We start from the raw sequence: 12,336 nt of genomic DNA, 5'->3' as shown, positions 1-12,336 counted from the left end.
ACTATGGAAGCAAATTTTTTCAAACAGATCGCGCAAATGGATATTGACAGCAGGATGATGCTCACCATATCCAAAGCAACGGACAGTATTATAATTGTTTCTGTCTTTATCCAAAATGACGGATGCGGAGATAAAGCAAAGAACATTATTCCTCCGTTTAATCTGAAAGGAACGCCCCATGAACTGGATGCAGAGTTCTTTGGACATATCAAAAAACCCATACAGGCAGCTTCGGGACTGATTTCAAACATGGAATCTTTTATGAAGCAATTGGAAGAAGCGCAAAAGCAATCGGCAATGGAAAAGGAAAAAACCGACAACGAGAAAAAAGAGTGCGAAGAAAAGGACAAAAAATATAAGGCAGCTATGTTAAAAGCTGATGGGCTTGAAAAAGAGAGCAAATACCGTGAAGCATGGACGGCTCTCCCCAAAGCGGCTGATCACCCCGAACATGCAGAAACTATTCGCAAACGTCAGACAGATTTTGCAATGAAGTTTCAACCGGAATTTTTTGATCAGGAGTAACTGAAAAATATTATAAATCTAAAAACCAAAATTATGCTACTAACAACACCATTAGACAGGATATTTATCTTCCACGATAAAGATCAGGAAATCATATTATCAGACCCCGAACCAACATGGAACCTTCAGGCGGTACTCAATTTCTATTCCGGTACTTACCCCATCCTTACGACCGCTAAAATATCCGCTCCGGTTATTAAAGATGATAAAATACAGTACCGATTCGAGAGCGTGATGGGAACAAAAGGCTAATCTAAAACAATACAACAATGAAATATGTCACAATCCAACATACCGGGGATCATACAATTGCCCCAAGAATCAAAGCAAAAAAAACTGCATCAGCAGTTAAGCGAATTTGCGCAGTGGATGCAAAATCCCAAAGATACAGCAGAGATCAGAAAAGACAAGCTAAAGTCCGTACCGATTGTAATGTTACCAATGGTTTTATAAAGGCTTCATTTTTGCCAAAGCTGAAAAGTCCTAAAAATTGGAAAGTTGGTAAAAATCATGTAAAAACGGAAAGGGATTTTTATAAATCCCTTTCCCAACTATCGGAATACTACGGCATTGAAGTGATGCAGGTAACGCAATTTAAATATCCCTATAATATCGCACTCTCTTTATCGGATGCTCAAATAAAGTTACAAAGCAAGATCAGTGAATTTGAAGAAATCAGGGTATTGCAAGTTGAAGATAAAACCTTTCTCACCACGGAAGAGCGCTACAATACAAGGGGAATACTCTACTACATACCCGTTGTACCGCTATATCGTATGCTTAAAAATCGTGAAAGGAAACGATCAGCACAGCTTCTACTGTCGGTATGCAGTTACCTGTATCATATTGCATCCATACCCTACTATAGACAAGAACACAGTTTTCTACACTGGCAGTATGAGATGCTGAAAGACTGGATCATCGAAGATGACTATTCAGAAGAAACCAGCAACCTCAGAGAATTTGAAAAAGCGAATTGGATTGGGGCATACATGGAACAGAAAATTTACAATGCAAAAAATTTAGATCTATTTAAACAACGTCTGACCCGCTTTAAAGCCAATGACCTCTTTGATACTGCGTGTTTGCAAGTAGCAGAAAAAGCCTTTGCCTTATGCAAACAGTATCCAAATCAGAGCATATTCAGAAATGCAAATCTACGCGAAGCAGAGGAGGAAGAAAGGGAGGAAACCGTCGGAATGGAAACCTATATTTCTTTCTGGGCTGATGGTAAAGGATGGCTATCCACGCAACTCGAAGAATCGGTCAATAATCACTTACAAGAGTACAGCACGATGGAAGAACCCACCATCATTAAACGTTTTGATCAAACTCCCATTCCTGAAGGCAGCCTTGATTTTGAGAAAAAACTATTTGCCCTCATTGAAGAACTGGCAGAAATACTGAATTACCATTAAACCCACAATCATGAATGATATTACGGAAAATTTTACGGCGCTTTACCATCCGCAATCGGCATTGGTATTCTACCAAACCAAAGGAATGCAATCCGATACTTACGTAGAGTGCTTTGATATGGATAAACACGGAAACCCCATTAACGCACATCCATTGACCATAAGGGAAGCCAACCGTCTTGCGAAGGCACTCAAAACAAAGGAGGAAAAAGAAAGCTGCTTAAAACCGGAACGGATTATAGGCAATCACATCCTTCATCTCGATACTTTGAAAGGTAAAGTCATATGGTTTACCAAAATTCAACAGAGGGAACTCTATTTTACCCATAGTTTGGGTATACCAAAAGGTAAAGCAACGATCCCCGCTTTGTTATGGATAGCAGACAGAAACCACCTTTCAATTTTTGCTCTCAAATCGAATCGTAGACCTACCGAAAAAACAACATTGTATAACGCCCCGTTTTTCAATGTGCATCAAAATGGCAAAGTATGTATGGGAACGGTAGATGTAAGGATAAAACGAAGCGTATCATTGGAAGCATTTACCTCAGCATGGGAAGATTATTTCTTCAACTCTTATTTCAGTCATCTGATGGGCGGTCACAATCCTGTCAATGGAAATTGCGTAACCCTTTGGGAAAGCCTTGTGAATACAGATAAAATATTCCCTATCGAAGCCTTGAAAAAAAGTAAAATAACCTTAAAAAACCTGATATGAATACCTCCGAAAAAATAAAAGTCCATTTTACAGACCACTACCTCATTAACCCAACCAACCCTATCACCGTCAATTTGATTGGTGCAGGGGGTACAGGCTCAAAGGTGCTTACAGCCCTTATGGAAATGAACCACAGCCTTATTGAGTTGGGTCATGCAGGGCTTTCCGTCCGTCTTTGGGATGATGACAGGGTAAGTGAAGCCAATTTAGGCAGACAGCGTTTTGCAGAGTGTGAGGTAGGCTTGTATAAATCAGTAGCTTTAATCAATCGCGCCAACCGGTGGGCAGGTACTCACTGGAAGGCTGAAACCCAAAAATTTCAAAGGGATTCTTTGGGAAACCTTCCCGAACATCCGGACGCTACCATCTATATAACCTGCACGGATACGGTACAGGCACGGTTTGAAGTTGCTAAAATTTTGAATGAAGTATCCGGGAAAAGATACTACTATTATGGAAGGGATAAGCCAAAATATTGGGTGGATTATGGCAATAGTACCAAGACAGGACAGGTAATCCTATCCACCATAGGAGATATTTATCAACCCAATTCCGATAAATACCATACGGTCGCAAACCTGCCTTTTATCACTGATGAGTTTACCGGGCTTCTTAAAAAGTCAGAACAGGAAGATAACACGCCAAGCTGTTCACTGGCGGATGCTCTTAAAAAACAGGATCTATATATTAACCCCACATTAGCACAAATGGGATCATCCCTTTTATGGAGTCTGTTCCGCAATGGAATGACGGAGTATAGGGGATTTTTTCTTAACCTCCAAGATTTTCGCTCACAACCTATCCCCGTTGCTTAAAGCCACGGGCGGCAAAAAGACAACCCCTCCCCCAAAGGGTCGGGAATGTTTTTTTGCATTAAATCGGTACAGCCCTTTGGGGGCAGAAAAGCTGTCGCTACTTCCCCATTTTGCCCCAAAAGGCTGCGGCATATCGGACGGAACTTTCACAGTTCCGCTATTATAATAGACCTCAAATATTTCACTAGAAAAATTTTCTGATTACAGAAAACTGTTGTCAAAAAACAATGGATTAAAAATCAACTACAATTTTGTTTCCTGATGGAATCTAATACGTAGAAAAGTGGTAAAATAAAAAAACCTCTCAACAGAGAGAGGTCATAATCAATTATAAGACCGACATGATGAAAACCATATCGGCTGCGAATATATAAAAAATTCCTTGTGCCATGCAAATTTATCATCATATAGGGAGATAAAATTTTCACTCTAGTATGCCATTAAAACAGAACAATTGTTATCTATTTGATTATAAGGCTTCTAATATTTGGGTATCCGTAAAAACCCGGATATGAAATACCGTGAAAACCCCTATGTTCCCGGCTCGTAGTTATCGCTAAATTCGCTGTGCAGCTAAAAAACAAAATCGTGAAAATAACCAATCCCAAAACACATCTACTTCATACCAATATATTTTTACATCATTTTCCCGGTACCTCTATTCAGCCTTCCCAATAAGCTCCCTTTTATCCCATCCAGAAGCAAATAAATCCTATCTGATATTTTTAAGTTATAGATTATAATACGACAAGTTCTGTCGCTTGCTGGTTCTACATTTGTCCCATCGATAAAATCACGGTCCGTTAACCTTAATTAATATAGATAAGCACCCCAATGGGAAGACAGATACTCCACATAACTTAAAAATAGAATCAAAAAAAATAATCTCAAACTTAAAATAATGAAAATACTCTATGGCACTGCATTATTACTATGCACGATGGGTCTTAGTGGTCAGGAAATTCTCTGGCAAAAAGACCTCAAATCTTCATCACAAGCCCTACTCAACCAGATTGTTCCTACAATAGATGGGCAATACCTTATAACAGGAAGCTCTATTCAGGATAAACAAAGAAACGGATATGATTTCCATGTGGTAAAACTTGACCAGCAAGGGAATCAAATATGGGAAAATTTTTTTGCCGGAAGTGGTCATGATTATCTATCAGCCGCTGTTGCTACCCAGGAGGGAGGCTTCCTTCTTTCGGGAACATCCAACTCCGGAAAAGGACAGGACAAAAAGAATGATACTAATGGCGGATCGGACATTTGGATAGTAAGGCTGAATGAAGCAGGAGATCAATTGTGGCAGAAAACTCTGGGAACGCCGGCGGATGACGAGGCGAAAGCAGTGATCCAAACCACAGATTTAGGATACTTCATTGCTGGCACTATTAACAATGCTGATGATGGTTTTGGTTCTAAAGATGCATGGATTATCCGCCTGGATAAGGACGGGAATAAAATATCAGAGACAATACTTGGTGGTTTTAGTTTGGATGAGACAGAAAAACTCATCCCTACGATGGATGGTGGAGCACTAATAGGCATTTACTCCAGAAGTTCAAATCGGAGGGTAGATTCCAATGCTCCGGTACCATCGTCTGCTACCTTTACCCCTAAAACTATCGAAAACTATGGCGAAGGCGATTATTGGGTTGTTAAATTGGATAAAAACGGAAAAGTTGAGTGGGAAAAGAATTTCGGTGGAAAGGGAGATGATCATTTAAGAACCCTTGCTTTAACATCCACAGGATACTTAATTGGTGGTGAATCAAGATCGGAAAGATCGGGAAACAAAACCACAGGGATAGAAGAAGGAACAGATCTTTGGCTGATTTCCCTGAATGAAAGAGGTGAAGAGCTCTGGCAGAAGTCTTACAACTTTAAAAACAGGGATGTTCTCATGGGAATGAGTGTTTTACACAGTTCTGATGATAAATCTTCAAAAGGAATTTTACTTGGAGGTTATACCCAGGCAGAGGGAAGAATTGCGACAGATGATGAAACTTTCTGGATGCTCTATTTGAATGGAGACGGTAAAGAAGAATGGAGAAAACACATTAAAGGAGAATCTTCTAAAAAACTGGAGCGTCTTTCTGACCTTAAATTAAACAAGGATGGCTCTATCCTCTTAGCAGGAACCAGTGCTGAAAAACCAGGAAAAGAAAGCTGGAAGATTGTGAAATTGGGTGATAAGCAGATTAATGAACTCATTGAAAAACAGGATATCAAACTTTACCCTAACCCCGCTCATGATTACAGCTATGTTGAAATCGGCTTTGATTTTAAAGAAGCAGATATCCTGATATATGATATGGCAGGCAAGCTTCTGCAACAAATCCAAACCAAGAACAAAGTTACTAAGCTAAACACGCAAACCTTTATTCAAGGTGCTTACCTTATCAGTATTACAACCGATTCTGGTAAATCGGCAAGTATTAAACTCATAAAAAATTAAAAAATGAAGCGATATTCCTTACCTGTGCTCATGGCAGTCCTTGCTATGGGGACCCTTAAATCTCAAAACGGCATTGGACAATCCAATGGTAGCACCAGTAATATGGGGCAATATACATTTCAGCAGCTCTCGAGCCTTAAATCCCCACAGACATCAGATTTTGCCAAATACGGTAATATCCCGGTGAATCAATTTGTGGGGGAACCTAATTTCGGGATTCCCCTATTTAATATAAAAAGCAGCCAGCTTGGAGATGATATTTCGGTTTCTCTGGGCTATAATTTCTCAGGCTTTATTCCGAACAAAAGACCGGATATGCTTGGCCTTAACTGGTTTTTGAATGCCGGAGGAGTGATAACACGTGAAGTTAGACAGATTCCTGACGATCATGAAGGAATGCCTGAAACTAATAATGGGCTTTGGGGAATAAATAAGGACGGGTTACTCGTTGGGCTTAGAAGCAAATCTGGCTGCCCACCCCTCTATTCGACCGTAGGAATTTTCTCAATGGCGTCCAACACAGGATATTTTAATTCTTTAGATTTGGACTATAGAATGAAAGGTTGCGACCTTTACTCCGATTATGATGGTGACGCAGATATATTCACCTTCAATTTTGATGGCGTTAATGGAAAATTTGTCATCGGCAATGATGGACAACCTAAAATAATTGGTGAAGGCGTTAAAGGCTTCAAGATTGATGTAACCGGTGTTGCCAATCAACCAATCACCAACGGATGTAAACCCCAAAACTCTGAAATCAAAATCACCGATAACAAAGGAAATGAATATTATTTTGGGGGTGAATCAAGAAACCTTGAATACACAGTTCCCATAACAGGTGGCGTCAATGTAGATGAAGTACGTGCGGGAGTATCTGTGATCAGTGCCTGGTATCTTAGAAAAATCATCTATAGCAATACAGAAACAGTCAACTTTAATTACAGGGATGATTCCCTTCTAACCGACAGGTTTTGTCATGGAACACCAGGAACCGTAACGGATTGGCATGGTATAAACAATGCTAATGTAGAAGAGCGTAAGAAATTTGTCATCTACAACCGCACCTACAACCAGGATGTTTCATGTGTGTCTACAATGGGTAATAATAATGAATTTGCCTGCGGAGGAAACGACCGGGTATTTTCCTTAACCAAAAAAGCCATTCTGCAAGACATAACCACCGCTAATTATTCCATTAAGTTCAGTTACTCCCTACAACCCTATATTTTCAATTACGAATCCTACTGGCCGTCATTCTTCCAAATGTTCAAAAATGTTAAGCTGGACTCAATCAGTCTTTATACCAGTGGTGATAAGCTGATCAATAGTTTTGCGATGGATTATGAACTGAAGGGTGGAACCACCGCAATAGATTCTTATCCCCGGATGTTTTTGAAGAGTGTAACGGAGCAAGGCAAAAACCCTTATCTGTTTACCTATAATATTGGAACCGAAAACCTTCCAAAAGGCACATCTAAGCAGATTGACCATTGGGGGTATTATAACGGCCGTACCGCTAATGAAAGCATGGTCTATCCGGTTCCTACGGAAGCCACAGACAGTAACGGCGACTATTATTTTACCAACGACACCAGGGACCCGGACTTTACGTATTCCTCAAAAGGGATATTGAAAAGTGTTACTTACCCAACCAAAGGAACAACGGACTTCGAGTTTGAAGCCCCAACCTATACCTACAAAATTCTGAGAAAAAAGGTCAATGGCTATATGCCACTTGCTTACAATGTTGGAGGGACAGCAGGCGGCGTAAGGATCAAAAAAATAATTGATAAAACTGATGGAAATATTGCCACTGAAAAGCAGTACACTTACCAGGATGGAGTGTTGATGCAGTGGCCGAGGTATTCAATGATACTTAATAATAACCAGCAATCGTTTATATACTTCCGTTCATCATCAATGAATATGAATATACTGGAATCTTCCATTATTAATTATGGCCAGGTTACAGAAAACGTAACGGGAAGCGGAAGTACAATAACACAATTTTCCAACTACCTGACCCATCCGGACAGGAACGACACCAACACCATCGTCAATTCAGCGAACCCGCTTTCGGGTTCAACTGATTATCAGCTTGCCTTGAACTGTATTGGACTGTATTATAATGATATGAGCCAGGAACGTGGTAAAGTCCTGGCGGAACTGGCTTATGATAATCTTGGGAAAATACTTAGAAAAACTTCTTACACATATAGACAGGATAACGAAAGGTTTAATGATTATACTTCTGTTGTTCACACTTCGGGACCAGCGGCTCAGGCCAATAAAATCTATTCCTATCCCCATAATCTCTTGAAAAAAGAGACAACGGATTATTCTTATGGCACTGGGCAGGCTCAGGAAACCACTACAAAAGAAGACTATAGTTATAGCTTTTCTCCGGACTTCCAGCTTACAGGAACTGATACAACATTCCCTGACGGAACAATTACCCGTGATGTTAGATCTTATGCTGCCCAGGAAAATAATACCCTGTTGTTAAGTAAAAATATGCTTGCCCAGCCCTTTGAAAATAAGGTTTTAAAATTGCAAAATGCGAGTGACCCTGCCGGTAAGGTAGTGGCCTATAGCAAAGATGTTTATCCTACAACGACACCAACAGGCTCACCCATTCTCCCGGAATCTACCCGATTGTATGACGCGCAGGCAATTGCCAGCTATACCGATGTAACCTATGATAAATATGATAGTAAGGGTAATATCCTCCAATATACCACAAAGGACGGACAGACCACAGGGATTGTCTGGGGATATAACGGGACACTTCCCATCGCTAAAATCGAAGGAAAGGATACTGCTTATTTTATGACCATGTTTGATACGGATATCACAGCGCTTCGTAATGCGTCAAACAATGATGTTGATGAAACCACGGAAAACCAGTTTCTCGACCTGCTCAGAACATTCCAGTCAAGGCAGTTTACCCTTGACGTCCAGATCACAACCTATACCCATGATCCGTTAGTTGGCATTACCAGTATAACTCCGCCGTCCGGTGTACGCGAACTGTATAAGTATGACACCCAGGGACGGCTACAGAAAATTGTGGATGTAAATGGAAAAACCCTGAAAGAATTCGGCTATAACTATGCGCAGTAATAAATCACGAAAAATTATCCTATGAAAAAAAATATCCTAACCCCTATACTGTTTGTCGCGGCCCTTATGCACGCGCAAACTGCTCCCAGCCAGAACCAGAACTATGTCTATAGCAAGACCTATCTAAGTGACCCAACGGCAGCCAATGTAAGAACCTCGGAATCCGTCAACTATTATGATGGACTTGGAAGACCTAAGCAAGAGCTACAGGTAAAAGCTTCTCCATTAGGCCGTGATGTGGTCACTCATATTGTCTATGATAATGCAGGAAGACAGGCTAATGATTACCTTCCTGTACCACAGGCAGGCACACAGAATGGAGGCTTTTACAGCTCACCTCTGACCAATGCTACCCAGGCAGATATATATGGCACAGAGAAGATCTATGCAGAGAAAACCTATGAACAATCTCCGTTAGATAGAGTACTGCAACAGACCCAGGTGGGAACAGCGTGGAGTACAAAACCGATCAAGTTTCAGTATGACGCCAATATTCAGGCAGATTATGTACGAAAATATGAAACCACTACAACATGGGACCCTACGGGTAAAATGACAGTAAGCACCATTGGGCTATCTCAGTATTTCTTGCCAAGCTCCTTATATAAAAATACCGTAACTGATGAAGATGGCAATAAAACGATAGAGTTTAAAAACGGACAGGGACAGACCGTTCTTGTCAGAAAAGTTTTGAATGCTACTGAAAATGCAGATACCTATTATGTCTATGATGAGTATAACCAGTTGGCTTTTGTGGTGCCACCTGCTTCACCGGCAACACCAGATACGACAGCATTAAATAAATTCTGTTACCAATATCGTTACGATGGTAAAGGAAGACAGGTAGAAAAAAAGCTTCCCGGAAAAGACTGGGAATATATGGTGTATGACAAATCAGACAGGTTGGTTCTTACCCAGGATTTTGGTCTTAGAAGTAGTGGCAAATGGCTTTTGACCAAATATGACAAAATAGGAAGGGTTGTTTATACCGGGACTTTCACCGGTGGTAGCAGGGCAACTTTACAAAACCAAATCGGAAGTATGGTCTTTACGGAGTCCCGTGATACAACAGGATTTGTTAAGAACGGGATTACAGCCTATTATACCAATACAAACCTCACCAGCTCACTTGCCGACCTTTTAAGTGTTAATTACTATGATACCTATCCAACCGGAACGCCTACGATTCCAACCCAGGTTTTGGGGCAAGACGTTGCGCCACAGACTGCCCCGACAGGATCAACAGTAAGCACGAGAGGATTACAGGTTGCGTCCTATATTAAAAATATTGAAGATAACAACTGGACTAAGACCTATACATTCTATGACAAGAAAGAAAGAGTTATCCTGGTTCATTCTATTAATCATTTAGGAGGTTATATAAAAACCCTTAGCCAACTCGATTTTACTGGTACCCCGCTTAGAACAGAAACCTATCATAAAAGAACTACTGCTGATATTGAAAAAAAGATCTTGGAAGATTTTGAATATGATTATCAAAATCGATTGTTAAAACATACCCACCAGGTTGATTCTAACGCTGCTGTTGTACTTGCCATTAATACTTATAATGAGCTATCACAGGTTGCCAATAAAAAAGTGGGTGATAATCTCCAAAGTATCGATTATAAATACAATATCAGGGGATGGCTAAGCAAGATCAATGATCCGGCAAATCTGGGAACTAAACTCTTTGCCTATGATATTAAGTATAATAACCCCACACCGGATACTAACGCTATTCCAAAATACAATGGGAATATAGCTGAGGTCAACTGGAAAACGGGAGGTGATACATCCCTTAGAAGATATACTTATAATTACGATAGCTTCGACAGGCTTTTAAGTGCTACCTACAGCAAACCGGATGTCACCGTACCAGCAAGCAATGCTTATGGAGAAAGTGCTGAATATGATATTAACGGTAACATTAAACGTATGGTCAGAAATGGCGATGCTGATGCCAATACTGCCATCAACATTGATGATATCGGCTATATCTATGATGGCAACCGGCTAACTTCTGCTACCGATGCTACGCCAAACCCTTCAGGTCTTAATGGTGGTGGTGCGATCACGTATGATAACGATGGAAGGATGTTAACCGATGCTGCTCACTCGATGACTGGCGCAGAGTATAACCATCTGAACCTTTTAAAGAAGATCAAAAGAAACGCAGATGTCTTTTCTTATAACTATCGTGCTGATGGAACAAAAGTGCTTTCTACCTCCCTTGTAGCAGGCCAAACTACCAATACAGATTACCTGGATGGTTTCCAATATAAGGAAGGAATACTACAATTTGTACCTACTGCTGAAGGGTATTACGACTTTGCAAAAAATCGTTATATTTACCAGTACAAAGACCAGCTGCAAAATGTAAGGGTAAGCTATTACTCCAAGAGCTCTTTACCAACGATCATTGAAATAAACAACTATTATCCTTTTGGATTAAAGCACCAAGGTTATAGCAATTATCCAGGAAATCCAAGTTATAAATACGGGTTCCAGAAACAGGAGCTTCAGGATACAGGTTTTATTAGTTTCAAATGGAGAAACTATATGCCTGATCTGGGCAGGTTCTTTACAACAGATGTACTTGCAGAAGATTATAGATATCAATCACCATATAACTTTTCTGAAAATGCAGTTGTTAATCATCTAGAGCTTGAAGGCTTAGAAGCAATACCAATTGGAGCTGGAGGACTCCCTATACTTGTTCCATCACCAAATTATGGAAATCCTAAAACAGGCTTACATCCAGTTGGAACTCAGGGTAACTATCAGATGTCAGTAACTGAAGGTTTTAAACAAGCAGTTGAAAAATCAGTTAATTTTTGGGGTGGATTAGCATCTAAAGCGAGTGAACCACTTATTGCACAAATAACTGTTGGTGTAAGCCTTACAAACAGTGTTTTAAATAGTGACGACGATAGTAAGGGAAAAGATAAAAAATCCGGCGAAGATGGTATTGTTTATAAAAGGAAGGAAAAAGCAGGGAAAGAAAAAGATTATGTTGGACAGGCAAAGAGTGAAGAACGTTACAAAAAGCGCCAAAAAGAGCACAATAGAGCAAACAAAGACGCAGACTATGAATTTGAAATCTTAGATAGAGGTAAAAAAGGGAAAGATCTTGACAAAAAAGAACAAAAACATATTGATGAAGGTGGTGGTCCCACTAATAAATCAAATCCAAATGGAGGATTACAAAATAAGCGAAATCAAATTAAACCAAAACAAGAACCAAAAATAAAGCAACCAAATGAACTTTAA

General features: G+C 40.1%; 8 protein-coding genes. All 8 read left to right on the top strand.

What is annotated here, in order from left to right; all coding sequences use genetic code 11:
• Nucleotides 1-3: 3 nt before the first annotated feature.
• The 8 genes from PMI13_RS05565 (at nucleotide 4) to PMI13_RS05530 (ending at nucleotide 12,336) form a co-directional block, all read left to right on the top strand.
• Nucleotides 4-525 (top strand): PRTRC system protein E, encoded by a 522-nt coding sequence (locus PMI13_RS05565; RefSeq protein ID WP_007841506.1) that lies wholly within the window; start codon nucleotides 4-6, stop codon nucleotides 523-525.
• A 33-nt stretch (nucleotides 526-558) separates the two neighbouring features.
• Complete coding sequence (locus tag PMI13_RS05560; protein WP_007841503.1) at nucleotides 559-777, top strand: PRTRC system protein C; 219 nt, start codon at nucleotides 559-561, stop codon at nucleotides 775-777.
• A gap of 17 nt (nucleotides 778-794) precedes the next feature.
• A complete protein-coding gene (locus tag PMI13_RS05555) occupies nucleotides 795-1,943 on the top strand; it encodes a hypothetical protein (protein WP_007841502.1) in 1,149 nt (382 codons plus the stop codon).
• Between the two features lie 10 nt (nucleotides 1,944-1,953).
• Nucleotides 1,954-2,661, top strand: a complete 708-nt coding sequence (locus PMI13_RS05550; protein WP_007841501.1) for a hypothetical protein — start codon at nucleotides 1,954-1,956, stop codon at nucleotides 2,659-2,661.
• Nucleotides 2,658-3,476, top strand: a complete 819-nt coding sequence (locus PMI13_RS05545) for a PRTRC system ThiF family protein (protein ID WP_007841500.1) — start codon at nucleotides 2,658-2,660, stop codon at nucleotides 3,474-3,476. The genes PMI13_RS05550 and PMI13_RS05545 overlap by 4 nt, the downstream gene beginning before the upstream one ends.
• A gap of 901 nt (nucleotides 3,477-4,377) precedes the next feature.
• The gene (locus PMI13_RS05540) at nucleotides 4,378-5,937 is read left to right on the top strand and encodes a T9SS type A sorting domain-containing protein (protein ID WP_007841499.1); all 1,560 of its coding nucleotides are present in this window, start codon (nucleotides 4,378-4,380) and stop codon (nucleotides 5,935-5,937) included.
• A gap of 3 nt (nucleotides 5,938-5,940) precedes the next feature.
• Nucleotides 5,941-9,063, top strand: a complete 3,123-nt coding sequence (locus PMI13_RS05535; protein WP_007841498.1) for an RHS repeat domain-containing protein — start codon at nucleotides 5,941-5,943, stop codon at nucleotides 9,061-9,063.
• Between the two features lie 21 nt (nucleotides 9,064-9,084).
• Complete coding sequence (locus PMI13_RS05530; RefSeq protein ID WP_007841497.1) at nucleotides 9,085-12,336, top strand: DUF6443 domain-containing protein; 3,252 nt, start codon at nucleotides 9,085-9,087, stop codon at nucleotides 12,334-12,336.

The organism is Chryseobacterium populi (assembly GCF_000282115.1).
Taxonomy (GTDB): domain Bacteria; phylum Bacteroidota; class Bacteroidia; order Flavobacteriales; family Weeksellaceae; genus Chryseobacterium; species Chryseobacterium populi.
This window is presented reverse-complemented; position numbering and strand designations above follow the sequence as displayed.

Coding starts and splice junctions, on each gene's coding strand:
- PMI13_RS05565 (WP_007841506.1), top strand. CDS start 4: ATGGAAGCAAATTTTTTCAAACAGATCGCGCAAATGGATATTGACAGC.
- PMI13_RS05560 (WP_007841503.1), top strand. CDS start 559: ATGCTACTAACAACACCATTAGACAGGATATTTATCTTCCACGATAAA.
- PMI13_RS05555 (WP_007841502.1), top strand. CDS start 795: ATGAAATATGTCACAATCCAACATACCGGGGATCATACAATTGCCCCA.
- PMI13_RS05550 (WP_007841501.1), top strand. CDS start 1,954: ATGAATGATATTACGGAAAATTTTACGGCGCTTTACCATCCGCAATCG.
- PMI13_RS05545 (WP_007841500.1), top strand. CDS start 2,658: ATGAATACCTCCGAAAAAATAAAAGTCCATTTTACAGACCACTACCTC.
- PMI13_RS05540 (WP_007841499.1), top strand. CDS start 4,378: ATGAAAATACTCTATGGCACTGCATTATTACTATGCACGATGGGTCTT.
- PMI13_RS05535 (WP_007841498.1), top strand. CDS start 5,941: ATGAAGCGATATTCCTTACCTGTGCTCATGGCAGTCCTTGCTATGGGG.
- PMI13_RS05530 (WP_007841497.1), top strand. CDS start 9,085: ATGAAAAAAAATATCCTAACCCCTATACTGTTTGTCGCGGCCCTTATG.